This window comes from Oecophyllibacter saccharovorans (assembly GCF_006542375.1).
GTDB lineage: Bacteria > Pseudomonadota > Alphaproteobacteria > Acetobacterales > Acetobacteraceae > Oecophyllibacter > Oecophyllibacter saccharovorans.
The window spans coordinates 212227-237766 of the sequence record NZ_CP038143.1; the positions used below are offsets into that span (position 1 = coordinate 212227).

Sequence of the window (25540 nt, forward strand, 5' to 3'; positions counted from 1 at the left end):
GTTCATGTTCCGGCTGATATTTCCAGGAACTTCACGCTGAAGCGGAAGTCGTTCCCCCCAGTTCCGGCAGGGGTTTCATCAGGCTGGGATTATCGGTGTAATCGACAGGAATAGCGATCAGAACCGGACCTTCAGTTTCCATGCCCACCTTGAGGGCGGCTTTCAGTTCATCAACGTTCTGAACATTGATGCCCTTGGCGCCCATGGAATTGGCGAGTTCGGCAAAATTGATCGGTCCAAAGGAGACGCCTGTACCGCGGCCATATTTCTTCTTCTCCTGGATCTCCACCATGTTGTAGTGCTCATCAATCCAGACGATCTGGATGATATTGCTCTTCAGCCGCACAGCTGTTTCCAGCTCCATGGCTGACATCATGAAACCGCCATCACCGGAGATGGAAAGGGCTTTCTGGTGGGGCGCTACAAGCGTTGCGGCAATGGCCCAGGGCAAGCCGACCCCCATCGTCTGCTGACCGTTACTGATAAGAATCTGACGGGCACGGAACACATAAAGATAACGTGCCAGCCAGATATGGAACGAGCCCATGTCAAAACACAAGGTCATGTCCGGCGTGATGAAATCCTGCAGGACATGCACGATCTCCAACGGATGGAGCGTGTTGCGGGCAGGCGGCGTGATGGTGTTGTAAACTTCCTTCAGGCTGCGGTGATAGGTTTCAAGAATGCCCGTCATTTCCGGCGCCGCTGTCAACTTGCCGGTTTCATCAGCAAGCAATGACATGGTATCAGCAATGGAGCCGATCAGTTCGGAAGTCGGCATGAAGGAATTGTCCAGCTCGGCCGGAACCACGTCAACATTGACGATGGGACGGTCGGGGTGAAGATTCCACAACACCGGGTCATATTCGATGGGGTTGTAACCGACCGTGATCACCAGGTCGGATTTTTCCAGCAGCAGATCCCCATACTGATTGCGGAACAGCCCGATACGCCCGCCCCACCAGTTGAACAGCTCCTTGTCCATGACACCGGTGGCCTGATAGCAGCCGACTACCGGCAGCCCGCATTGACGGATGAATTTGCGCGTGGCCTGGGCATTTTCCGGTGTGCTGGCCAGCATGCCCAACAGAACCACCGGCCGTTTGGCAGATTTGATCATCCGGGCCGCTGAAGCGATCAGGTCATGAGGGGCCGGGCCCGGCGGGGGGGCATCAATCCCACCCATAACCGGTGCATTTGCCGGAAGATTCAGCACATCCATGGGCACGCTGACGAAAGCCGCACCCGGCCGACCCCCTTCAGCCGCACGCAGGGCGTTGCTGACGATTTCCGAAGTGGCATTGGGTGCGCCGATCAGCGAGCTGAACTTGGCGACCGGGCGCATGAGGCTCACGGTATCAAGACTCTGATGGGTCAGCTTGACCAGGTCGGCACGACCGACCGCGCCACCGATGGCCAGCATCGGGTCACCTTCAGAAGTCGCCGTGGCCATGCCGGTCACCAGGTTGGTCACCCCCGGCCCGGAAGTCGTGATGGCCACACCGGCCTTGCCGGTGATACGGCCTAAACCGCTGGCGATGAAAGAAGCGTTCTGTTCATGGCGGGCCACGATAGTGCGGATGCTGGAATCGGCCAGCTCATCAAAAAGACGATCAATTTTGGCCCCCGGAATGCCGATAACATCCTTGACGCCATGTGCTTCGAGATTTTTGACGATCAGGCGTGCTGCAGATTCATCTTTTTTCTTGTCGCTCATAAGAATAACGCTTCCTTTCCCAAATGGTCCGGCTCGGCGACCTAAGCCTTTCCAAGGGTTTCAAACTGTTTCGTTCTCTTTTCGATTTTACGCTTGTGCGATCCTGTTCCCTCATCAAGTCCCCGTGTGTGGGCTTCTGAAAATGAGAAAACAGTGCCGCCAATCCTCTGTTGCGGTCGATCGGCCAGGCCACCGACCGGCTTCAACAGGAGTCAGCCGCCTTCAGCCGTTCTGATGGCTTCATTGAGACCGACCGGCTGCAGGTCAGCCTCCGCAAAGGCCTTGGTCAGAGGCAGTGACAGATCCAGCTCGGAAATGCGCGCCACTTCGAGCTTGCCCGCGCCCAGGAGATATTCTGTCACGTGCCCACCATGTTTCTGATTCTCGCTCAGAAAATGCAGGTGGAAACCGGCCACATTGATCCCCTGCATGTAAGGCGGCGTGCGAAAGCCAAGCATCACGCCGTTCATGTCGGTCATGGTGAATGTCGGCTGGTTGGCCACCACTTCCAGCAACGGGGGATAGGGCTTGTGCTGGCAGAACACTGTCCGCGTCTCGACCTTGTTGAAATGGCCCGTGAAACGGATACCTGCAAAAAGATTGGGATTGTCGATCAGCTCGTTGACACGGTGCTCGAATTCTTCGCGCGTGCAGGGTCCGTCAATCGTGACGGTCTTTTCCGGCTCGAACCAGGTCACGCAGGCAAAAGGCGTCTTCAGATTGCCTGAAGCGTCGGAAGCGAGACCGTCAGCGCGGAACTGGTGGGCAATTCCGTCTTCGACGATCATTTCCCCATCCAGACCATTGAAGGTACCAAGTCCGAAGTTTCCGTGGGTGAGCAGTTCTTTCACTGTCATGTCGCCGTCATAGACGGCGTCCAGCAAAGCAGCCATCGTGGAAGTCTGAAACAGACGATTCTTCGGATGATGCGTCGTCATGATGTCCTCTCAGGCGAACGTGGTTATTGTTGAGTTCCAGAAAATTATAAGAGACGGTTTGTCATTGCGCAAATATATATCTAAACCTCTTGGTATATTAATTTAATATTCTCCAAGGCGTTCATGAACATCCATCACTTCCGTTATTTCGTAGCCGTGGCCGAGACAGGGAGCTTTACCCTGGCAGCTGAACGGCTGAACATGAAGCAGCCGCCCCTGAGCCAACAGGTCAAACGAATGGAAGATATGCTGGGCATCCAGCTCTTCCTGCGCCAGACCCGCGGTGTGGTCCTGACAGCCGCCGGAGAAGCCCTGCTTCCACGCGCGCGCCTGATCCTCGATCTTGAGCGCCAGTTTGTTGAAACAGCCCGTGGCCTGGCTCAGGGCGTGGAAGGACATCTTCGCATCGGACTGGCGGGCGCAGCCCCGCTGGTGCCCATCATTCCCTATGCGATCCGGCGTTTTCGCAAGCTGGTGCCGCACGTGACCCTGTCACTGGAAGAAAGCAACACCCCCACGCTGTGCGACATGCTGCAGGCACATAATGTCGACATCGCGATTCTGCGTCCGCCTGTCATTGATCCCAGCCATCTGCAACTCCGCCCGTTTCTGGAAGAGCCGACCCTTATCGCCCTGCCCGCCGGCCGCCCATACGGCCAGGAGGAAACGCTGTCGCTTCAGCAGATTGCCCATGAACCCCTGATCATTTTCCCACGTGAGCTGGGCCCGGGCTTCTATGATGCTATTCTTTCGGCTTATCACCAGGTCGGTCTCAGCCCCAATCTGGGTCAACAGGCACCGCAGATTTCCGGCACCGTGCCTCTCGTGGCAGCAGGACTGGGCATCTCTATCGTGCCCAATTCCCTGCGTCAGCTTCATACGGGCGGCGTCACGTTCCACAAGATTGCCCCACCGGCACCGATAGCCACCCTGGCCATCGGCCTGCGCCGCGGTCCCGTTTCCCCACTGGTCGAGAAATTCTGCACTGTTCTGCAGACAGTCGCCAAAACCATTCCCATGGAAACCCTGCTGCCCTGAGCAGTGGGAGTGACAGGCAGGCTTATTACGGACCGTATCAGCGCTCCCCCGTTTCAGACCCCTTACATACCAAGGGCGCGCCGATAGATATCGAGAAGGGTTTCCTGCTCCTCCACCTCTGCCGGTTCCTGCTTGCGCAGTCGCAAAATCTGCTTGATCACTTTTACGTCAAAGCCAGCTGATTTGGCTTCGGCGAAAATATCGCGGATATCCCCACCCAACGCCTTGCGTTCCTCTTCGAGCCGCTCAACGCGTTCAATGATGGAACGCAGGCGGTCAGCAGCGATCCCCCCCGTTGCGGCTTCCTCATGTTGGGTGCTCGCGGCACTTCCACCCATCGCGCCTGCATCAGTTGCATTGCCGATATCCATTCCCGTCCCTCCGTTCGCCTGCTCAAACAGTCAAATAGCAAGTTGATAGTCTTTCAAATCGAGCGCCGCCACCATTTTGAACCCGCGCAAAACCTGACCCTGCCAGCACGCTTAAGAGCGGCGCCCACACCCAGCGACTTAATCTTCATGACCGGAATTGGTCAACAAATCCCTGCAGTCCTGCTGCTGTGCGCACGGGTCGTTCAAGCAGCCAGGTGACTGGCCTGTTCCCGCTGCGGGGCTGCTCTGCAGCAGCACATAGCAGCCTCGCCTTGACAGAAAGTGGGTCAGGACAGAACAAGAGAGGCATACAAAAGCGAGAGGGCCTAACGACCATTTGCGGGCCTGAGCAGGAGAATTCTCCGTCCGACGCCAGCTAACTCCAACTATTGCGTAAAGCCCGCCCGGCCGCTGCCCCTCCCGACCAGAAAGGATTTCCATCATGGCCTCAGCCAGTCAGGACAGCACTCAAGCTTCCGCTGCCGCGGAAGGCGAACATACGCCCGTCTTCGATTACGTTATTTTCGGCGCCACGGGTGACCTTGCCATGCGCAAGCTCCTGCCCGCTCTCTACAATCAGTTTCGTGTCAAGCACGTTCCCGAAGGCTCACGCATTATCGGCACCGCCCGTTCCGACATGACGTGCGAGCAGTACAGAGAGATGGCACGTCAGGCCCTTGATACCTTTCTCCCCAAGGGCACCATCAATCCTGAACTGATCGATCGTTTCCTGCAGATGATCAACTACGTCACGATTGATGGCACCAATCCCGACAGCAACTGGGATGCTCTGAAAGCCATTCTGGACAAGTATCCTCACCGCGTCCGCGTCTTCTACTTCTCCACGGCACCACAGATTTTCGAGGCCATCAGCGAAAATCTTGCCAGCCATCACCTCATCACGCCCAATTCCCGCGTGGTGCTAGAAAAGCCCATCGGCACTGACAGTGCTTCGGCCAAGAAGATCAATGACGGTGTCAGCCGGTTCTTCGGTGAAAATCAGATTTTCCGCATTGACCATTATCTGGGCAAGGAAACCGTTCAGGACATTCTGGCCATTCGTTTTGCCAATCCCTTCATCAATGCCGTCTGGTCAGGTGAATACATCCAGAGCATCCAGATCACCGCGGCTGAAACTGTCGGCGTTGAAGGACGGGCTGACTATTATGACCGTTCCGGTGCGGCACGTGACATGATCCAGAATCACCTGCTGCAGATTCTGAGCCTGTGCGCCATGGACCCGCCGAAATCCCTTACCGGGGATGCAGTCCGTGATGCCAAGGTTGCCGTTCTCAAGGCCCTTCAGCCCATCACCGAAGCCAATGTCGGCCAGGAAACCGTTCGCGCCCAGTACACGGCTGGCGGCATCGGCGACCACCGTGTGCCTGGCTATATCGAGGAACTTGGCAAGCCCAGCAACACCGAGACCTATGCAGCCGTACGGGCTTACGTGAACACGCCGCGCTGGAAAGGGGTACCTTTTTATCTGCGTACGGCCAAGCGTTCCAAGCGCAAGGACAGCGAGGTGGTGGTCACCTTCAAACCGGGGCTCAAGAATCTCTTTGGCGATCAGGTCCAGTCCGATTACATGGCCATCCGCCTGCAGCCCGATGAAGGTTTCGCCCTCACCTTCAACATCAAGGATCCGAGCTCACCCACTTTCACGCTGCAGCATGCGACCTTGGAAGGTGATTTCTCCACCATCCGTATTCCCGATTCGTATGAGCGGCTGATGCTGGACGCGGTACGAGGCAATCCCGGTCTCTTCATCCGGCGTGATGAAGTCGAAGCGGCATGGGACTGGATCGAACCCACCCTACGTGCCTGGGCGGCAAACAAGACCAAAATGGAAACCTATCCTGCCGGCTCACACGGTCCGGAAGCCGCCAACAAGCTGGTGGCGCAGACCGGCGACAAATGGCACGAGCGGCTGGACATCAGCCAAGGCTGAGCTCTGCCGGTGTAACAACCGGCCACTGATTGCTCACCACAAAGGGCGGGGGTTTAAACCTCCGCCCTTTTTCATGGGGATTTACATGCAGCTTTCCCAACAAGCCCATAGTGCCTGTAGATAAAGCCGCAATAATCTGCGAGTGAAGAAAGAATGCTTTCCGCACTCTCTCTGCGGTCTCACCATTCGCAAGACAGGTAATCTCTTTTGACCTCTTCCTCTCCTCTCCCCCGGCGGACCCCCCGTACCCTGAAGCAGCACCTGATGCGGCGTCTCATGGTGGTCCTCCCTGCAGCTCTCCTGATGTGGGTCATCATGAAAACCGGAATGATGAATGCCGTTTACGACAAGATGACCTTCAAGGACCTCAGCTGGTTTGACAATACGGCGCTCGTCGAGCATCTTCGCACCCGTCTCATCCAGGACGGACTGACTGACCTGCCAGAGCAATGCCTTGTTTTCCTCGTCAACGGGGCTGACAAGGACCCGGTTACGATTGAGGTGCTGGGCCGGGAAGGCAATGGCTGTCCGGGGGCCAAACCCGATGCGAAAACGCTTTTCAAGGTTCGGGTCGAACGTGGCGCGCGGCGCATGTTCAGCGATGCCAATAACCCGGGTCATTTTCAGGCTTTCCAGTAAAATTTCTTCCCAGCAGCCCTTCTTCATGGCTGCCTGTGCCTTTTCGCCTTTTGCCCCCTTGCTTTTTCACCTCGCCCACCCCATCTAGCCTGCACCAGACGGCCGGGCGGTCGCCGTGATCATGGAGCTCCGCAAGGCCTCCGTGACCATGGAGGAAAGTCCGGGCTCCACAGGTAAACGGTGCCGGCTAACAGCCGGCGGGGGCGACCCCAGGGAAAGTGCCACAGAAACAAGACCGTCCGTCTGCCAGGCTGCCTGCAGCTCAGGCACGGATAAGGGTGAAACGGTGCGGTAAGAGCGCACCGCAGGCCTGGCAACAGGCCTGGTCATGGTAAACCCCACCGGGAGCAAGACCGAATAGGAACGGCTGGTTCGCAAGAACCAAGGGTCACCTGCCCTGTCGTTCGGGTTGGTCGCGCGAGGCAGGTTGTAAGACCTGTCCCAGAGGAATGATCGCCCCCTCTCAGCTTTTGAGAGCGGACAGAACCCGGCTTACAGGCCGTCTGGTCCTTACCTGTCCTGACTGTTGCATATCTGCCGCAGCTTCACAGGTATCTGCATTTAAATCTCCTGTTGATTCCCTGAAATCCACTCTGGGAACGTGCTGACAGCAACTGAATGCGCCGTACATTTTCAGATAAATGCCCCGCTCGTTCAGCTGACTTCCGGCTCATTTTTTGCCGGACCAGCCGACACGAGAACGCCCATGCGTTCACCCGCATTTTTCCGACGTTTCCAGACCTTTCGACACCCCTTGAATCGATCCTGTTTCCTCCTGCCCGACTCCGCAGCGGAGCTGGGAGCAGAAGCGGCTATCCAGGCAAATATGGCGGCAATATGTGCGTGGCGATCATTCCTTTTTGACCTCTAAAGAAGGCGCAGTTTCCGGCCAATTGTCACCATTAAGACTTTGACCGCCCATGAAATCCCATGTTATCCCATAGCGACGCTGAAGCAGGACTTCTGAGGTAGGAAGCTTCCGAATCAGCGGTTCTGACACAGGCTTTCAATTTCAGAAGTGATTTGGACCGAGGGAGGCGTTTTCAGTAAAATGGGCATGTTTCTCGGAAGCCATCACAACCGGATCGACGCCAAAGGCCGCGTTTCTGTGCCGGCATCCTTCCGCTCCGTTCTGAAAGCCCAGGCCCAGCCTGGTGAAGCCTTCGTCATCCTCCGCCCTTCCCATCTGCATCCCTGCATCGAAGGCTGGACTGCGAGTGGATTCGCAACGCTGGCTGCGCCACTGGCCGAATACGATCCCTTCTCCGAAGACCATGAAGATCTGGCTGCCAGCCTCTATGCGGATGCCTGGCCGCTGGACAGCGACCGGGAAGGGCGCATTCTCCTGCCTGAAGCGCTGCGCCAGCATGCCGAGCTGCAGAACGAAGCTGCTTTCATGGGGCTTGGGCGGGTGTTTCAGATCTGGGAGCCGGCAGCGGCTGCCGCGCGCCGTCAGGAAGCCCGGGCACGGGCACGCACCCTGACAGCCCGCCGGCGCGCCCCGGCTGAAGCCGGGGAAGCGTGAGCATGATGCAGCTTTCCTCTCTTCATCCCTCCACCGGGACGCCGATGCCTGCGGAATTGCAGGCGGCAGAAGGTCATTTCCCCGTCATGCTGCCTGAAGTTCTCAGCTGCCTGAACGTGCGGGATGGCGGGCGCTATCTGGACGGCACTTTCGGCGCTGGCGGTTACAGCACGGCCCTCCTGAAGGCAGCTGACTGCACTGTCGATGCCATTGACCGGGACCCTGACGCCATTGCGCGCGGCCGGGACATCAGCCGCCAGGCAGGCGGCCGCCTGCATCTGCACCACGGCACTTTCGGCAACATGGCCGAGCTGGCCCGCGATCATGCGCCTTACGACGGAATCGTCCTTGACCTTGGCGTTTCCTCTTTCCAACTCGATCAGGGTGAACGGGGATTCTCCTTCCGCCATGACGGTCCGCTCGACATGCGCATGAGCGCTGAGGGACGGTCAGCGGCTGATCTGGTCAATGAGGAAAGCGAAGAAACGCTGGCCGACATCCTTTACCATTACGGTGAAGAACGGCGTTCGCGGCGCATCGCACGCGCCATCGTGGCAGCTCGTGCCCAGACCCCCTTTACCACCACTGCCCAGCTCGCAGAGCTTGTCCGGCGCACGCTTCCGCGTGAACGGCCGGGCTTTGACCCTGCCACGCGGACCTTTCAGGCTTTGAGAATCGCTGTGAACGATGAGCTGGGTGAGCTGGAGCGGGCTCTGGAAACAGCGCCCAAACTGCTGGCACCGGGAGGGACTTTCGTGGTGGTCAGTTTCCATTCTCTGGAAGACCGGCTGGTCAAGCAGGCCATGAAACGTCTTGCGGGACGCCAGCAGGGCGCCTCCCGCTACGTGCCTCAGCTTGCAAGCCGGTCAGAGCAGCCTGAATGGTCGCTCCTCCAGACACGGCCCTTCCTTCCCTCCGAGGAGGAGCTGCGCCTCAATGGCCGCTCTCGCAGTGCGCGGCTGCGTGCTCTGCGGCGTATTCCTGTCCATTCCGCCACCCTGCCTCTCTCTGCTTCGGCAGCTTCGGGATCGGCAGCACCGGGAGAAGTCTCTTGATCCGACCTGTCACCCTCTTCTGTGCTCTGATGGCTGCAGGCGCCGGCCTGTTTCTCTATGCCAAGAAGCATGACACCCTCGTGCTGGACCAGGATATCACCAATACCGTCCATGAAGCGCGCAATGTGCAGGCGCAGACGGCCATGCTTCGTACCCAATGGGCGCTGCTGAATCAGCCTGACCGGCTTGCGGCCCTTACCACCCGTGTCCTGCCCCAGCTTCAGGCCATTCAGCCAACCCAGTTCGTACGCCTGGATAAACTCGCTGAGCGCCTCCCGGCTGCCCGCGTGCCTGAAAGCAGGAAACAGCTGGCCGCCGTCACTGCCCCCCATGGATCGGCCACTTCTGTCACCCCTGTGATCCGGCAGGACGACAAACTCACTGGCCCTGTGATGGCTGAAGCAGAGCCGGAAGTTAAACCAGGCAGGCACGAAACGCCTGAACACAGGGTCGACAGAGCGGCCTTGGCAGACAATGCCTTTTCTTCCTCACCGGGCAATGGCGGTGCCAGACATGGGCACGCCCTGCGTACAGTCATGGCCCGTGCCGTGCCAAGGCTCCCCCTCATCCATGCTGACGCACCTGCAACCCATACCGTAACGGCCCCTGACACCTCCACTGCTGATCGCTTTTCCCCCTCCCGAGACACAACGCGCAGCGGCTCGCTGGCTAAAACCCTGGCCATGCTGACGCTGCAGAATCAGTCCCGCAAGACCCATCCTCGGCACCAGCCTGGCGCCTCCCCCCATGAAGCGCCGGTCTCCGGCGATGTTACCGGCAACCAGCCGACCATGGCTGCCTGGCACCCCCACGCTGCCCGATCCAGCTCAACCGGTTCGCTGCCACCCCCGCAGCCCTTTGCAGACTGAGCAGGCTTGAGCTCTGAAGGTGGCGCTTCTTCAAGAGGGTTTTCCCCAGCTCAGTTCTCTTTGAGGCCCCTCTGAACCGTGTCTCCAGAGCGTGTTTCCATCTGCCCGGCCATCTGAACGCCTTCTGCTCAAACCGCCCTGTCCTTTCCCAGCCCGCCCCTCATCAGCTGCTGGGACATCTCCATATTTTCCCGTTGGCCCGCTGAACCCTCGAAATGCCTGACAACGAAACCCCTCCTTCCGGCTCTTTCTCTGCCCGCGCTGCCAACCGCTCGGCAGAACGCCTGCGCGCCGGCACGGAGAAGATGGCCAGTAACAGGGGCAAAAAGATCCGCGGGAATTCCGCTGCCAATACGGCCCCTAAATCTCCCAAAGGGAGCCTTTTGTCGCGGCTTACCTTCGGCAGACGCGGGAACAACCCTGCCGCCTCGCCCGGCCGCTCCCCTAAACCCTCCCTCAGCTGGGAAGAGCGCAGCCATAGTCGCCTGATCACTGTCGGCATGGGTTTTCTGTTTCTGTATGGCGCCGTCAGCTTCAAGGCGCTGCTCGCGACTGTCCTGACACCCATGGCCCCTCTGCCGAACCAGATGGGACCTCAGGTGCCGGTCATTCCCACTCCTGACCCAAAGGCCCTCATGAGCGGTGGTTTCGCATTGCCGAATGTTCACCGTGCGACGATCACCGATCGCAACGGCCAGCCGCTGGCTCTCTCCCTGCCTGTCGTGCAGGTCTATGCCAATCCAATGGAGATCATCAGCGCCGAGGAAGCCGCGGCCAAGATCCACAGGGTGTTGCCTGACACCGACCTCCAGAAACTTACCCTTCGCCTGAAGCAGAAAAAACAGTTCGTTTATCTGGCACGCAACATCTCCCCCACCCAGGAACTTGCCATCAACAATCTGGGCATTCCCGGCATCTATTTTGAACAGGGAGAACGACGGCATTATCCGCTCGGCCGCACGGCTGCCCAGATCATGGGCAGCGTGGATATTGATGATCACGGCGTGGCCGGTATCGAGAAATATTTCGACAAGCGCCTGAACAGCGATACCACGCCTCTGCGCCTGTCACTGGATACGCGCGTTCAGGCGGCTGTGCGCGATGAGCTTCAGGCAGCCAAGGATCATTTCCGGGCCATCGGGGGAAGCGCCATCCTCATGGACGTGCGCAGCGGTGAAATCCTTGCCATGGTCAGCCTGCCGGATTTTGACGCCAACGATTTCGGCCATGCCCCTTCAGATGCCCGTTTCAACCGTGCCGTCACAGGCATGTACGAGCCCGGCTCCACCTTCAAGCTCCAGACAGCCGCCATGGCGCTGGAGTTGGGTTATGCGCATATCTGGGACCGTTTTTCGACAGTGCCGATCCATATCGGTCGCTTCACCATTTCCGATCTCAAGACCGACCATTTCGCTCCCTGGCTCTCCCTGCCGGCCGTCATGGCTTATTCCTCCAACCCTGCTGCGGCCCATATCGCTCTTGATGCCGGGGCCAAGCGCCAGCAGGACTGGCTGAAGGGGATGGGGTTTTTCAGCCGCGTGCCGGTGGAACTGCCTGAAGCCGGGCGGCCCATCGTGCCTTCGCGCCAGAACTGGGGGCACACGACTGTCATGACCGTGGGCTTCGGCCATGGCGTGGCTGAATCCCCCCTTGCCATCGTGCGCGGCACGGCGGCGACAGGTAATGGCGGTGTTCTGGTCACCCCGACCCTGGTGGCGCAATCCACGCCCAGCGATGACCAGGGAGAGCCCATCCCCCAGGGCCAGCGTGTCATGTCGGAAAGAAATTCCGAACTTATCCGCAAAATCCTGCGTCTCGTGGTTACGAAAGGGATCGGCAAACGCGCAGAAAGCCAGGGCTATTTCGTCGGCGGAAAAACAGGGACTGCCGAGAAGATCGGCGCCAACGGGCGCTACCTGAAGCATGTCAACATCACGGCCTTTACAGGGCTGTTTCCCATGAACCATCCCCGTTACGCCCTGTATGTCATGCTTGATGAACCGCACGGCACGGCAGAGACCCATGGCTGGACCACTGCGGGCTGGATTGCGGCCCCGCTCTTCTCCCATATCGTGACACGCACCGCGCCCATGCTCGGATTGTTCCCGCCAGATCCGACGCGCGCCGCACAGATTGAAGCCAGCCTGGCCATGCCGATGAACCCTTCTGTTCCGCGTGGCGCACGTCCGCTCGGGCCGGGGAATGATCCGGGCGCTTTGCCGCCGCCTCATCCCCACCACCCCCATCCTTCCCAGACGCCCGCGCTCTGACCTCTTCCTTCTGCCCCTGTGAACGCTCCATGAAACTCTCGACCCTCCTTCAAGCCTGTGGATACGCATCTGAGGATTTCACCTCAGCCCTGACGGCCGGCCTGGCTGATATGGAAGTGCGCGCTGTTACGGCTGACAGCCGCAAGGCGGGGCCGGGGACCATGTTCGTGGGGCTGAAAGGGCTGCAGCATGATGGAAGCGCGTTCATTCCAGCTGCCGTTCTGAAGGGAGCGGCGGTCGTGGTGGAAGCAGGCGCGCCCATGCTTGGCGAGCATTGTGAGACCGACGGGCAGCAACGCCATGGCGCCACACATCTGCGCCTGCCTGAGCCGGCGCGTTTTCTGGCACGCGCTGCAGCTCTTCTGGCCGGAAAGCAGCCCCGCCACGTCGTGGCCATTACAGGCACCAACGGCAAAAGCAGCACCGCCGATTTCCTGCGCCAGCTCTGGACGCTGCAGGGCAAGGCGGCTGCGAGCATCGGAACCCTGGGTCTGGTGACCGAGGCTGACGTTCCGCCGCTTCCCGCCCTGACCACGCCTGATGCCGTCAGCCTGGCCGATGCCCTGGCGGCGCTTGCCCGCGCCGGCGTCCAGCATGTCGCGCTGGAAGCCTCCTCTCACGGGCTCGTACAGCACCGCCTTGATGGCGTGCAGGTTACAGAGGGCGGCTTCTCCAATCTGACGCGGGATCACCTGGACTATCACGGCACACTCGATGCCTATCGCGAGGCAAAGCTGCACCTCTTTGAAGATCTTCTTCCGCCCGGAAGCCGGGCAGTTATCAATGCCGATATGGACCCCCAGACCCTGGCTGCCCTGCGCCAGAGCGCCAAAAAGCGCCAGCTCGACCTGCGGGAAGTGGGAGAAAACGGCACCACAGTCAGGATACTCTCACGCCGTCCCCTCCCGCAGGGGCAGGAACTGCATCTCGAGCTCGAAGGAGAGAAGCTCCCCCCCATCTTTCTGCCGCTGACCGGTGCGTTCCAGGCTGACAATGCCCTTCTGGCCGCAGCCCTGTGTTGGGATACGCCCAGCCAGGCTCCGGCTGTGCTGGGCCTGCTTTCACAGCTTGTCGGCGTGCCCGGACGCTGCGAGCGCATCGCAAGCCTGCCCAACAGCGCCACAGCCTATGTGGATTACGCCCATACGCCTGATGCGCTTGAACACGTGCTGCAGAGTCTTCGCCCGCATGTGACAGGCAAGCTCATTGTCGTCTTCGGCGCAGGCGGTGACCGTGACCGCGGCAAGCGACCGCTCATGGGACAGGTGGCAGCCCATCTGGCAGACGTGGTGATCGTGACAGACGACAATCCCCGCACGGAAGACGCTGCTTCCATCCGGGCGGAAATTCTCAAGGCCTGCCCGCAAGCGCTTGAAATCGGCAACAGGCATGACGCCCTGCAAAAGGCGGTGAACGATCTGCAGGCAGGCGATGTGCTGCTGGTTGCCGGAAAAGGCCATGAAAAGGGCCAGATTATCGGCACGACTATTCACCCTTTCGATGACCGCGCGCTCGTCCGGCAGTTCATGCAGGCCCGCAGCACCCCGGGGCCTGACACACAGCAACAGGCTCAAACCAAGCAGGACGGCAATGAGGTCCGGTCATGACCTCTCATCTGCGCTCCCCCCTCTGGACTGCCGAAGAACTTCGTCGGGCCACGGACGGCCAGCTTGACACGTCAGTGACTGTCCACGGCGTCAGCATCGACACGCGCCAGATTACCCCGGGAGACCTGTTCATCGCTCTGGCTGGCCAGACTGACGGTCATCGCTTCATCCGGCAGGCCTTCCGGAAGGGCGCAGCGTGCGTCATGGCTCATCGCGCCGATATCGCTCAGCGCGCCGATGAGCCCACGCAAGCAGGCAGTCCGCTTACTGAAGATGAAAAGAAGCGTATTCTCTGGGTTGAAGATACCCAGGCAGGGCTTGAAGCCCTGGGGCGTTTTGCACGCGCGCGTTTCAGCGGACGCATGCTCGCCGTCACCGGAAGCGTGGGCAAGACAACCACCAAGGAGATGCTGCGCAGCGCCCTGACGCCTTACGGGCACACGCATGCAGCAGTCGCTTCCTTCAACAACCATATCGGTGTTCCCCTCACGCTGGCCCGGCTGCCGCGTGAGGCTGCTTTCTGCATCTGTGAAGTAGGCATGAACCATCCGGGAGAAATCCTCCCCCTTGCCCGCCAGGTCCAGCCCAATATTGCCGTGATCAGCACCATAGGGAGCGCCCATCTGGGCCATATGGGCAGTCTGGAAGCCATCGCCCGTGAAAAGGCGGCACTTTTTTCAGCCTTGACGGACGGTGGAACAGCCCTGGCCCCTGATGACACGCCGTATCCCGACCTCCTGGCGGAGGCTGTCCCACAGAACGGTCGTTTCTGGAAAGCCGGCATCTCGCCTGAAGCGGAAATTCACCTCTCCCCTCCGGTCTGCAGCGCTGCAGGCAGCACTGCTGAAGTGACGATGCCGGACAACAGAACCGCCCTTCTCACCCTCTCGGCCCCCGGACCTCACCTGGTGCGCAATGCAGCACTGGCGCTCGGCGTGGTGGCAGCGCTGGGACTGGCCCTACCCCCAGCCCTGACCGCCCTGGCAGGTTTCCAGCCGGGCAGCGGGCGTGGCCACAGCCGTAAACTGCCTGGTGATATCCTGCTTCTGGATGAAAGCTACAACGCCTCAAGCACCAGCATGCGTGCGGCTCTTCAAACTCTGGCCCTGCTGCCGGCGCGCCGCCATCTCGTGGCCCTCGGCGATATCCGGGAACTCGGCGACTTTGCTGAAGATGAACACCGTGCGCTTGCCTCTGATGTCCGGACAGCCGGCGCGCTGGCTTTCTGCTGCGGCCCTCACATGCGCCATCTCTACGACGCCCTGCCGCCTGAGCTGCAGGGCGGTTGGGCACCCGATGCCACCCGCCTGGCCCCGCTGCTTCAAGCGGCCCTCACGCCTGGAGACACCCTCCTGGTCAAAGGCAGCTTCGGCAGCCGGATGCGCGACCTGATTGCCGCGCTTGATGACACATCCTCTTCTGATTCCAGCTCTGCAGGTCCCGTCTGATGCTTTTCGACCTCATCGCCCCACACGCCGGCCATGGCGGTTTCCTCAACCTGTTTCACTACATCACGTTTCGCGCCGGATGCGCCTGCCTGACAGCCCTCGTGCTTTCGCTGCTGCTTGGCCCTTCTGTAATCCGTGAGCTCAAGCGCATCCAGCGTGAGGGCCAACCGATCCGCACCCTTGGCCCTGAACGTCATATTCTTGAAAAGGCCGGCACCCCCACCATGGGCGGCGTGCTGATCCTGGCCTCCCTGACACTGTCCACCTTGCTGTGGGCCGATCTCAAGGACGGCTTTGTCTGGGTGGCTCTGCTGACAACATTGGCCTTCGGCGCCGTCGGTTTTGCCGATGATTACAACAAGCTCGCCCGGCGCAATACGACCGGCCTTTCAAAGAAAGCGCGCCTGGGCGCAGAATTCCTGGTTTCGCTCCTGGCCGTCCTGTGGATGGAGCACCTGACACCGCCGGAGCTGAGCAATGCCCTGGCCTTCCCTTTCGCCAAATCCTTCGTGCTGCACCTGGGCTATGCCTTTGCACTGCTGGGCATGATCATCATTACGGGCTTCGGCAATGCGGTCAATCTCACAGACGGGCTGGACGGCCTTGCGACAGTGCCGGTCATCATCGCCGCTTTCGTCTTCGCCCTGATCGCCTATCTCGTCGGCAATCACGTCTTTGCAGATTATCTGCAGCTGCACGCCGTTCCCGGCACCGGTGAGCTGAGCGTTTTCTGTGCGGCCCTGATCGGTGCCTGTCTCGGCTTTCTCTGGTTCAATGCCCCTCCTGCCGAAGTCTTTATGGGCGATACCGGCTCCCTCGCCCTCGGTGCCGCTCTGGGGACGGTGGCAGTGGCCGTCAAGCACGAGATGGTCCTGTGCCTGGTGGGCGGGCTTTTCGTGGCGGAAACCCTCTCGGTCATCATCCAGGTATTCTGGTTCAAGCGCACCGGCAGGCGTATTTTCCTCATGGCCCCTCTGCATCATCATTTTGAAAAAATGGGCTGGCAGGAACCCAAGATTGTCGTACGCTTCTGGATCATTTCCTTCGTTCTCGGCCTCTGCGGCCTGGCCACCCTCAAGCTGCGCTGAAAAAACCACCAGACCCCGGTTTTCACGAAGGGAATCCCATGCCTTCACCCTCTCTGACCGACCGCCCTCTACCCACACGGCCATGGGGCGCCAGCCTCCTTTCCGGCAAGCGCTACGGCGTCTACGGACTGGGACGCAACGGGCGCGCTGTCGTGGAAGCCCTGCTTCAGAACGGTGCTGAAGTGCAGGCCTGGGATGACAGCACGCCAGAGCTGCCCCCAGCGCCTCGCCTGACGGTTGCGCCGCTCTCGGATCTTCGCGGCATGGAAGCGCTTATCCTATCACCGGGCATTCCCCACACCTTCCCAGCACCTCATCCGGTCGCCGCTCTGGCGCGCGCGCAGAATGTGCCTATTCTTTCTGATGCCGAACTGCTGTGGCAACGCGTGCGCCAGAGCGGTTCCAAGGCACGTTTCGTCTCCATCACCGGCACGAACGGCAAGTCCACCACCACTGCCCTGCTGACCCACATGCTGCTGGAAGCGGGTGTTCCCGCAGTGGCCGGCGGCAATATCGGCACCGCTGCGCTGGCCCTGCCCCTTCTGGGAGATGAAGGGGTCTATGTCATCGAGATGTCTTCCTACATGCTGGAGCGCCTGCAGACCTATCAGGCGGAGGCGGCAGCCTGGCTGAATTTCACCCCCGACCATCTTGAACGTCATGGCGGATTAAGCGGCTATGCAGACGCCAAGCGGCATGTATTTGACAATATGACAGCAGGCCAGCTGGCCGTTCTGGGCGAAAAAGCCCCCTGGTCCGAAGAGGTCAGGGTCTCTCTGGAGCAGAAAGGCCTGACCCCGGTAATCATTGAAAGCCCTGCTATTGCCGCCCCTGAAGACGCCCCCGCCCTGCCTGGACGCCACAATGCCCAGAACATTGCCGTCTGCACGGCAATCGCCCGCCATCTCGGCCTGTCTGATGCGCAGATCGCCCAGGGCATCCGCAGCTTTCCGGGCCTGGAGCACCGGTTGCAGACCGTTATCCGGAGCCCCGGGCGGACAGGAATGCTGCGTTTCGTCAACGACAGCAAGGCCACCAATGCCGAGGCGGCTGCCCATGCCCTGGCCGCCTGTGAAAACATCTACTGGATTGCCGGAGGCCAGGCCAAAGCCGGTGGCATTGAAAGCCTCACGCCTCTGCTGGGACGCGTGAGCCACGCTTTCCTGATCGGCCAGGATGCCGAAATGCTGGCCCAGACCCTGCGCCGTCACCACGTGCCCTACACAATCAGCAGTACGCTGGAACAGGCTGTCGAAGACGCTGGCACAAGAGCGATCAAAGCCGGGAAAGGCACTGTCCTGCTGGCGCCGGCCTGCGCCAGTTTTGACCAGTTTCCCAGTTTCGAAGTGCGCGGCCGTCGCTTTGCAGAGCTGGCTGAAGCCTTCTGTGCTTCTCTCAACAGGAGAGCCGCACAGACAAAAGGCGAAAGAATGAAGGATATTTCGCCGCAAAACGATTCTCAAACCGTTTGTGGAGATGCTAAACCGGAGGGAAATCATGGCCATTCCCGCAAGAACTGATTCTTCACACGCTGCCCAGTGGTGGCGCAACATCGATCACGTCACCCTGACCTGCATCGTCATTCTGATCGGTCTGGGCTACATCCTGATGCTCGCTGCCACCCCCGCAGTGGCGCACCGGATCGGCGCCTCGCGCGACATGTTCATTCTCAAACAGGTCGTCTTTCTGGGGCTAGCGGGTGCGGTGCTGCTGCTGACATCCACACTGAGCCTCAAGGGCGTGCGCAATCTCGCGCTGATCGGCGGCGCGCTCGCCCTGGGTGCCACCTTCATGACTCTCGTGCACGGCATGGAGATCAAGGGTGCACGCCGCTGGATCGCGCTACCCATGATGTCCGTCCAGCCCTCCGAATTTCTCAAACCCTGCTTTGCCGTGGTCGCCGGATGGCTTCTGAGCCTGCGTGATACGGTGCGCCTGAAAAATGGCTGGCGTTTTCCGGGACGCCTGGCCGCCATTCTGCTTTTTCTTCTCATCGCCGCTCTGCTGCAGGCACAGCCCGACATCGGCATGCTCTCCGTCATCACGATGGTGTTCGTCACGCAGCTTTTCGTCGATGGGTTGCCGATCGCCTTTTTCATGGGGCTGGTCGGGCTGATGATCGGCGCTTTCGGAATGGCCTATCTCACCTTCAGTCATGTCCGCTCACGCGTGCAGCGCTTTCTCCACCCAGATGTCGGAGACCACTACCAGATCGACACCTCCCTGCGCGCTTTCGGCAATGGCGGGCTGCTGGGGCGGGGACCGGGTGAAGGGCGGGTGAAGGACCTGCTGCCCGATGCGCATGCCGATTTCATCTTCGCGGTGGCGGGAGAGGAATACGGGCTTCTGCTCTGCCTGTTCATCATCGGCGTTTACGCTCTGATCGTCCTGCGCACCCTGCTGCGGCTGACGCGCGAAACCAATCCGTTCGTCATTCTTTCAGCCAGTGGCCTCATCACGGGTTTCGGGCTGCAGGCCTTCATCAATATGGGTTCGACCCTTCATCTCATTCCCACCAAGGGAATGACGCTGCCCTTCATTTCCTATGGCGGCAGTTCGGCCATCTCCATCGCGCTTGAACTCGGCATGGTGCTGGCGCTGACGCGGCGTCGCGTCGAGCCCGGGCTGTTTGCGCCCCCAGCTGCCACCTCCTCGGCTTCCGCCCTGCAGCTGGGGCGCGCCCGGGCCGCTATGCTTGAAGGAGAACTGCGCCCATGAGCGATCCCGTTCAGGCAGATACCCGGGGGCCCATCGTCATCGGCGCCGGTGGAACAGGAGGGCATTTCTTCCCAGCCGAAGCGCTGGCTGCCTGCCTCATTGCACGGGGCCATAAGGTCGTTCTGTTCACCGATGGGCGCAACACGCGCCATCAGGACGGCCCCTTCCGAGGCCGGAAAGTCCACGTCCTGGCAGGCGCCGGAGTGGCGGGAAGAGGCCTGATGGGTAAGCTGAAGGGCGGTCTGACCCTGCTGAGAAGCGCGTTCAGGGCACGACGGATTCTGAAAGATCTCCACCCTTCAGCAGTTGTCGGTTTTGGAGGATATCCCTCCATTCCCCCTCTCCTGGGCGCGCGCCTGCTGCCTGCAGCCATCCGCCCACCCCTTATCATCCATGAAGGCAACGCCGTCCTGGGCCAGGCCAATGCGTTGCTGGCACGCTTTGCCACAGCCATTGCCACCTCTTATCCGGAAGTGGCGCGCCTGCCTGAAAATGCCGCAGTCACGCTCACAGGCATGCCGGTGCGCGAAGGCATCGAAGCCCTGGCGAACGAAGGCTATCCTGTCCCTTCAAGCGGAACACCGCTCCACCTTCTCATCTGGGGCGGCTCCCTGGGAGCGAGCATTTTCAGTCAGGTCATGCCTGCAGCCCTGGGCCAGCTTCCTGAACGCCTGCGCCGCCGCCTGAGAGTGCTGCAGCAGGTGCGCAAGCCTGAACTGGAACAGGTGCGCGGCCGGTATGAGGAGGCGGGCATTCAGGCAGACCTGCATCCCTTCATCACGGACGTGCCCCACGCCCTGGCACAGGCGCATCTGGTCATCGGTCGCGCAGGCGGCTCATCAATTGCCGAGCTGACCATGGCAGGCCGCCCTTCCCTGCTCGTTCCCCTACCGATTGCCGCATCAGACGAACAGGGCGCCAATGCACGTGCGCTGACCGGACGCGGTGCGGCCTGGATGCTGCGCCAGCCCGCTTTCACGCCTGAAGCCGTCAGCCAGCTCCTGAATCGCCTTCTGACCCAGCCGGAAAAACTGACCGGTGCCGCTCAGGCCGCCCACAGGCTTCAACATCCGCAAGCAGCTGAAAAGCTGGCTGATCTCGTTGAATCCCTGACCGGTCCTGCTGCGCCGCCGACCTGACCGGCACCCCGGCGCTTTGCCCTCCCCGCTTTACCCAGTTACCGGAGATTTCCCTGTCCATGCGTGCCCTTCCCCTGAATATCGGAACCATTCACTTCGTCGGCATCGGCGGAATCGGCATGTCCGGCATTGCCGAAGTACTGCACATGCTGGGCTACAAGGTGCAGGGGTCAGATATTGCAGAGAGTGCCAATGTGGAGCGGCTGCGACGGGCGGGCATTCCGGTTTATATCGGTCATGAGGCCAAACATCTCGGGGATGCGCAGGCGGTGGTGATCTCGACGGCTGTCAAGCGGGACAACCCCGAGGTGCTGGCCGCGCGTGCGCGCATGATCCCTGTCGTCCGGCGTGCTGAAATGCTGGCGGAGCTTATGCGGCTGCGCTGGTCGGTGGCGATCGGCGGCACGCACGGCAAAACCACGACCACCAGCCTCGTCGCGTGCGTGCTCGAAACAGCCGGCCTGGACCCGACGGTCATCAACGGGGGCATCATCGAAGCTTACGGTACCAATACCCGCATGGGAAAAGGTGACTGGATGGTGGTGGAAGCCGATGAAAGCGACGGTTCCTTCCTGCGTCTGCCGGCCGTCATTGCCGTCGTCACCAACATGGATCCTGAGCATCTCGATCACTGGGGCACCGATGAAGCCATGGAGGCCGGGTACCGCCAGTTTGTCTCCAACATTCCTTTCTATGGCTTTGCCGTGCTTTGCGTTGATCACCCGCGCGTGCAGCAGATGATCCCTCAGCTTTCCGATCACCGGCTTCTCACCTATGGTTTCAGTCCCCAGGCCGATGTCCGGGCGGACAATGTGGTGATGGATGCCCAAGGGGCGCATTTCGATGTGGTCATCACGAACCGGGTCAAGAACACTCAGCGGCGTGCCGGCCCTTTCCATCTGCCGATGTTCGGCCATCACAATCTCCTCAACGCGCTTGCCGCCGTGACAGTCGCACTGGAGATGGAGATTGCTGACGAGGTCATCGCAGCCGGGCTGAACAGCTTCCGGGGCGTGCAACGGCGCTTCACCCGGGCGGGAGAATGGAACGGCGCCACCATCATCGATGATTACGGTCACCATCCCGTCGAGATCTCCGCCGTTCTCAAGGCCGCCCGGCAGGCCGGCGCACGACGCATCATCGCTGTCATGCAGCCCCACCGTTATTCACGTCTTCAGGGCCTGTTCGATGATTTCTGCACCTGCATGAACGATGCCGATACAGTGATTGTCGCTGATGTCTATGCCGCCGGGGAAGCGCCCATCGAAGGCGCGAGCCGTGACGCTCTGGTCCAGGGCCTGCGCGACCGCGGTCACCGGCACGCTTTGGCGCTTTCCTCGCCCGATGCCCTGGCTGATCTGGTGGCCGAACTGGCTGAGCCCGGCGATTATGTGGTGTGTCTGGGTGCAGGCAGCATCACGCGCTGGGCCCACGCGCTGCCAGGCGAACTGGCGCGGAAATACCCTGAGAAAGCCCGGGTTGGCAGAGAGGTGGTCAAATCAGAGGTTTCTGAAAAAGAGCCTTCTTCCAAGATCGCTGCTGACGCCGCGCCATGACAGCCTGGTCGCCTGCCACCCTTCCCCTCCGGGGACGCCTGAAAGCCGATGCGCCCCTGGGACCGCGCAGCTGGTTCCGCACAGGCGGTGCTGCGGACTGGCTTTTCGTTCCGGCCGATACCGAGGATCTCGCCACTCTCATGCGCGCGCGCCCCGCTGAGGTGCCGGTAACGGTTCTGGGCGCCTGCTCGAATGTCATCATCCGTGACGGCGGCGTGGAAGGGCTGGTCGTCCGGCTGGCGGGGGGATTTGCCGATGTCGCCTTCGACCAGGACCCTGAGACCGGTCAGGCCGCCGGCGTTACGGTCGGCGCGGCGATGCTGGATGCGTCCCTGGCGGAACGGGCGGCGGAAGCAGGGCTGGGAGGATTGGAATTTCTGGTGGGCATTCCCGGCTCCATCGGCGGCGCCGTGCGCATGAATGCCGGAGCACACGGCGGAGAAATGGCAGATGTCCTGGACTGGGTGGAGGTTCTGCTGGAAGACGGCCGCCTTGAGCGACTGAAGCGCGCGCAACTCACCATGCATTACCGTCATACTGCCCTGCCTGAAAACAGCATCGTTGTACGCGCCCGCCTGGCAGGACGGCCCGAAGCGCCTCAGGAGATCCAGGCCCGTCTGGCCGCCATCCGTCAGACGCGCGAAACCACCCAGCCCGTTCGGGCACGAACCGGCGGTTCCACCTTCCGTAACCCTGAAGGTCACAGTGCCTGGAAGCTCATTGATGCCGCCGGCTGCCGCGGCCTGCGGATCGGTGATGCCCAGGTCAGCGAGAAGCACTGCAATTTCCTGCTCAACCTGGGCCAGGCCACCAGTGCCGAGCTGGAGCGCCTGGGCGAAACAGTGCGTGAACGCGTCCTGACCGATTCCGGGGTGGCGCTGCACTGGGAAATCAAGCGCCTCGGGCGACCGTCTGCGCCTCCAACCATCCCTGCCTGACCGGAGCCTGCGCCATGCCATCATCTTCTCTCTCACATTCATCGCCACTGCGTATCGCCGTTCTCATGGGCGGGACAGCCAGTGAACGCCCCGTAAGCCTCAGCAGTGGCCAGGCCGTCGCCCAGGCCCTGCGTACAAAAGGCCATGACGTGCATGAGATCGACGTCGGGGCTGATCTCATGACCATCCTGACGGCTTTGCAGACACTCGTTCCGGATGTTGTTTTCAATGCCCTGCACGGCCCGGGCGGGGAAGACGGCAGCATTCAGGGGGTACTGAACTGGCTGGGACTGCCCTATACCCATTCCGGCCTTCTGGCCTCTGCCACCGCAATGGACAAGGCCATGACCCGTACCCTGCTGGCCCAGGCCGGACTGCCGGTCGCCGAAGGCAGGGTGGTTTCCCCCCAGGAGCTGGCTGCAGCCGAACCGATGGCGCGCCCTTACGTCATCAAGCCGGTCGCTGAGGGCTCCTCTTTCGGTGTCTATATTCTTCCTCCAGGCCCCACCCCGCAGGAAGAAGAGCGCGAGCGCCAGGAAATTGCCCGCAACTGGTCACACGGGCAGCGCATTCTGGTGGAAAAATTCGTACCAGGCCGGGAACTGACCGTCGGGGTTCTGGAAGACGAAGCGCTGGGCGTGACAGAGATCCAGCCTCAGGACAGCGCTGCCTTCTATGATTATCAGGCCAAATACCAGGCCGGCGGCTCGCGCCATGTGGTTCCGGCCCCCTTGCCGGATGACCTGACCCAGCGCCTTCTCGAAATTGCCCGGCAGGCGCACAAACTGCTGGGGTGCACTGGCGCCAGCCGGACAGATTACCGTTATGACGATGCAACGGGTGAGCTCATCATCCTGGAAGTCAACACCCAGCCCGGCATGACACCGACTTCCCTGCTGCCTGAACAGGCGGCCTGGCGCGGGCTTGACTATCCTTCACTCTGTGAATGGATGGTACTGAACGCTCTCGGTCGTCCTCCGCATCTTGCCCTTTCCAATCCGCCAGGCCCTGCAGGAACTGCCTGATGCCGCACGATCCCCACTTTTCCTCCCGCGATTCCAGAGACGCCCCTGAATGGTCTGAAAGCGGCGCCCTCGGCCCGGCTTATGGCGACCGTCCTACCCGCAGTGCGCTTTTCTGGCAGCGCCAGCGGCGCAGAATACGGCTTTGGAGCAGCGGCTTTATTTTCCTGGCCCTGCTGGGCGCAGGAAGCTGGGGTGTGAGCACCATGCTCTCCGATGAGGAAAAAGCCGGCCTGCGTGACAAACTCAGTGCTCTTGATCCGCTGGCCATCAAGCATATCGTGATTTACGGGCGCGAACTGACGGAAGAAAGCGACGTGCTGGACATGCTGGACACCCGGGTCGGCAACGGTCTGTTCGGCTTCTCGGTCGAAAAAGCCCGGCGCCGGATCGATACCCTGCCCTTCATCGCCCATTCCACGGTGGAAAGGCGCCTGCCCGATACCATTGTCGTCACCCTTGTCGAACGCGTGCCTATCGCCATCTGGCAGAACGGGGGCCGCTTCGAGCTGATCAACAAGGATGGGGAACAGGTATCCCAGGGCAATGTTGACCCGACCGATGCACATGTCTTCCGCAAACTGCCCCTCGTTGTCGGCCGCGGCGCCAATACCCAGGCGGCCAGCGTCATTGAAGCGCTGAACCGTTACCCGGACCTGCGCACGCGCACGCTGGCGCTGGTGCGCATCGGGGAAAGGCGCTGGAACCTGGCGCTTGACAACGGCATGCAGATTCTCCTGCCCGAGGGCCAGGAAGATGCAGCCTTCCACCGGCTGACCGAGTATCAGGACCACTATCAGCTCCTGGATCGCCCGCTTGCGGCCATAGACATGCGCCTGCCCGATCGGATGGTCATCCGCCTGCGCCATCCGGGTGAAGTGCCACCCGTCCTCCAGGTCCTTAAACCCGCCTCGCTTTCAACACCCCTTCCCCCATCTGAGGCCTCCACTGGCAAGCCCGTCCTCTCTGCCAAACCGCTCCTTCCGCCTGTCGCCAAACCGGAACCCACTGACAGCAGAGAGACCAGAGCGGAGCGGAAATCCCCTCATCTTTCAGCGCATCATTCCCCGGCACTGAATGCACAGTCTCAGACCACGGCTGCCCTGAATGCCGCCTCGCTGAAGGCAGCTTCCTCGGGCGCGGGACGAAATATGGACAATACGGCAGACTTGCCCTCTCACCACGCGCCCCTGCATCTGCACAGGCACGACAGCCCGCGTGAAGGCGGCAGTGCCAATACGCACCTCCCCCAAGGTGATTCCGGTCTTCATGATGACAGCCGCCCCGTTTCGAAAGCGCATGCCCATGCGGCAGCATATAGGGAGCATAGCGACCGCTTTGCGGCCCGGGAGAAGCCTTCTCCGGAATCCGGTTCCGCTCACTCTAGCGGCACGTCAACGTCCCTACTTCCGTCTGCTCCCAAAGAAGTACCGGCCAGAAGGGTACCGAGCAGATCTTCCGCCAGCCGCAGCCACGATACAACGCCCTTACCGCCCCCCCAGCCTTACTGAAAACCAGTCTTAGCCCGGCAACCCACAAGAAAAGCCGGTTATCTGATCATTCCGCACGGGATTTCACAGAAACAGGCACAAGCCGCTTGCCGCGCCCGCCCTCTTGAAGCAGAAGGCTCACTGGGATTTACTTTGCTCAC

Annotated in this window: 20 protein-coding genes and 1 other RNA gene; 18 read left to right on the plus strand and 3 right to left on the minus strand. The window is 60.8% G+C overall.

Annotated elements, in window-relative coordinates:
- Positions 1 to 31: 31 nt before the first annotated feature.
- Together alsS and budA are read right to left on the minus strand one after the other, a co-directional pair.
- Complete coding sequence (gene alsS / locus E3E11_RS00905) at positions 32 to 1717, minus strand: acetolactate synthase AlsS (protein WP_141450757.1); 1686 nt, start codon at positions 1715 to 1717, stop codon at positions 32 to 34.
- A gap of 212 nt (positions 1718 to 1929) precedes the next feature.
- On the minus strand, positions 1930 to 2655 hold the full coding sequence (gene budA / locus E3E11_RS00910) for an acetolactate decarboxylase (RefSeq protein WP_141450758.1): 726 nt from the start codon (positions 2653 to 2655) through the stop codon (positions 1930 to 1932).
- Between the two features lie 123 nt (positions 2656 to 2778).
- Here budA and E3E11_RS00915 point away from each other — a divergent pair, with 123 nt between their 5' ends.
- A complete protein-coding gene (locus E3E11_RS00915; RefSeq protein ID WP_141450759.1) occupies positions 2779 to 3693 on the plus strand; it encodes a LysR family transcriptional regulator in 915 nt (304 codons plus the stop codon).
- Between the two features lie 62 nt (positions 3694 to 3755).
- On the opposite strand, the gene E3E11_RS00920 is transcribed toward E3E11_RS00915, so the two are convergent.
- A complete protein-coding gene (locus E3E11_RS00920) occupies positions 3756 to 4031 on the minus strand; it encodes a DUF2312 domain-containing protein (protein ID WP_141452023.1) in 276 nt (91 codons plus the stop codon).
- A gap of 475 nt (positions 4032 to 4506) precedes the next feature.
- On the opposite strand from E3E11_RS00920, the gene zwf reads away from it, so the two are divergent.
- The 17 genes from zwf (at position 4507) to E3E11_RS01005 (ending at position 25400) form a co-directional block, all read left to right on the plus strand.
- Positions 4507 to 6015, plus strand: a complete 1509-nt coding sequence (zwf, locus tag E3E11_RS00925) for a glucose-6-phosphate dehydrogenase (protein WP_141450760.1) — start codon at positions 4507 to 4509, stop codon at positions 6013 to 6015.
- A 264-nt stretch (positions 6016 to 6279) separates the two neighbouring features.
- Positions 6280 to 6654: a hypothetical protein gene (locus E3E11_RS00930; RefSeq protein WP_141450761.1), complete on the plus strand. Its 375-nt coding sequence runs from the start codon at positions 6280 to 6282 to the stop codon at positions 6652 to 6654.
- A gap of 94 nt (positions 6655 to 6748) precedes the next feature.
- Positions 6749 to 7165: RNase P RNA component class A (gene rnpB, locus E3E11_RS00935), an RNA gene on the plus strand.
- 540 nt (positions 7166 to 7705) lie between these two features.
- Complete coding sequence (gene mraZ, locus E3E11_RS00940) at positions 7706 to 8179, plus strand: division/cell wall cluster transcriptional repressor MraZ (RefSeq protein ID WP_141450762.1); 474 nt, start codon at positions 7706 to 7708, stop codon at positions 8177 to 8179.
- A gap of 44 nt (positions 8180 to 8223) precedes the next feature.
- Positions 8224 to 9234: a 16S rRNA (cytosine(1402)-N(4))-methyltransferase RsmH gene (gene rsmH / locus E3E11_RS00945; protein ID WP_141452024.1), complete on the plus strand. Its 1011-nt coding sequence runs from the start codon at positions 8224 to 8226 to the stop codon at positions 9232 to 9234.
- Positions 9231 to 10103 (plus strand): cell division protein FtsL, encoded by an 873-nt coding sequence (ftsL, locus tag E3E11_RS00950; protein WP_141450763.1) that lies wholly within the window; start codon positions 9231 to 9233, stop codon positions 10101 to 10103. Before rsmH ends, ftsL begins: the two co-directional genes overlap by 4 nt.
- 215 nt (positions 10104 to 10318) lie before the next feature.
- On the plus strand, positions 10319 to 12373 hold the full coding sequence (locus E3E11_RS00955) for a peptidoglycan D,D-transpeptidase FtsI family protein (protein ID WP_231118939.1): 2055 nt from the start codon (positions 10319 to 10321) through the stop codon (positions 12371 to 12373).
- Positions 12374 to 12402: 29 nt separating this feature from the next.
- Entirely contained in the window at positions 12403 to 13980 is a 1578-nt protein-coding gene (locus E3E11_RS00960; RefSeq protein ID WP_141450764.1) for a UDP-N-acetylmuramoyl-L-alanyl-D-glutamate--2,6-diaminopimelate ligase, read from the plus strand.
- Complete coding sequence (locus tag E3E11_RS00965) at positions 13977 to 15428, plus strand: UDP-N-acetylmuramoyl-tripeptide--D-alanyl-D-alanine ligase (RefSeq protein WP_141450765.1); 1452 nt, start codon at positions 13977 to 13979, stop codon at positions 15426 to 15428. The genes E3E11_RS00960 and E3E11_RS00965 overlap by 4 nt, the downstream gene beginning before the upstream one ends.
- A complete protein-coding gene (gene mraY, locus E3E11_RS00970; protein ID WP_141450766.1) occupies positions 15428 to 16516 on the plus strand; it encodes a phospho-N-acetylmuramoyl-pentapeptide-transferase in 1089 nt (362 codons plus the stop codon). Before E3E11_RS00965 ends, mraY begins: the two co-directional genes overlap by 1 nt.
- Positions 16517 to 16554: 38 nt before the next feature.
- On the plus strand, positions 16555 to 18036 hold the full coding sequence (gene murD / locus E3E11_RS00975; RefSeq protein WP_141450767.1) for a UDP-N-acetylmuramoyl-L-alanine--D-glutamate ligase: 1482 nt from the start codon (positions 16555 to 16557) through the stop codon (positions 18034 to 18036).
- Positions 18014 to 19234 carry an FtsW/RodA/SpoVE family cell cycle protein gene (locus E3E11_RS00980; protein ID WP_141450768.1) on the plus strand — a complete coding sequence of 407 codons (1221 nt, stop codon included), beginning with the start codon at positions 18014 to 18016 and terminating at the stop codon, positions 19232 to 19234. Before murD ends, E3E11_RS00980 begins: the two co-directional genes overlap by 23 nt.
- A complete protein-coding gene (murG, locus tag E3E11_RS00985; RefSeq protein ID WP_141450769.1) occupies positions 19231 to 20373 on the plus strand; it encodes an undecaprenyldiphospho-muramoylpentapeptide beta-N-acetylglucosaminyltransferase in 1143 nt (380 codons plus the stop codon). Before E3E11_RS00980 ends, murG begins: the two co-directional genes overlap by 4 nt.
- A 59-nt stretch (positions 20374 to 20432) precedes the next feature.
- Positions 20433 to 21929, plus strand: coding sequence for a UDP-N-acetylmuramate--L-alanine ligase (gene murC / locus E3E11_RS00990; RefSeq protein ID WP_141450770.1), 1497 nt, complete (start codon positions 20433 to 20435; stop codon positions 21927 to 21929).
- Complete coding sequence (gene murB / locus E3E11_RS00995) at positions 21926 to 22867, plus strand: UDP-N-acetylmuramate dehydrogenase (protein ID WP_141450771.1); 942 nt, start codon at positions 21926 to 21928, stop codon at positions 22865 to 22867. Before murC ends, murB begins: the two co-directional genes overlap by 4 nt.
- Before the next feature lie 14 nt (positions 22868 to 22881).
- Positions 22882 to 23892: a D-alanine--D-alanine ligase gene (locus E3E11_RS01000; protein WP_168189175.1), complete on the plus strand. Its 1011-nt coding sequence runs from the start codon at positions 22882 to 22884 to the stop codon at positions 23890 to 23892.
- Complete coding sequence (locus E3E11_RS01005) at positions 23892 to 25400, plus strand: cell division protein FtsQ/DivIB (protein ID WP_168189176.1); 1509 nt, start codon at positions 23892 to 23894, stop codon at positions 25398 to 25400. The genes E3E11_RS01000 and E3E11_RS01005 overlap by 1 nt, the downstream gene beginning before the upstream one ends.
- Positions 25401 to 25540 lie beyond the last annotated feature (140 nt).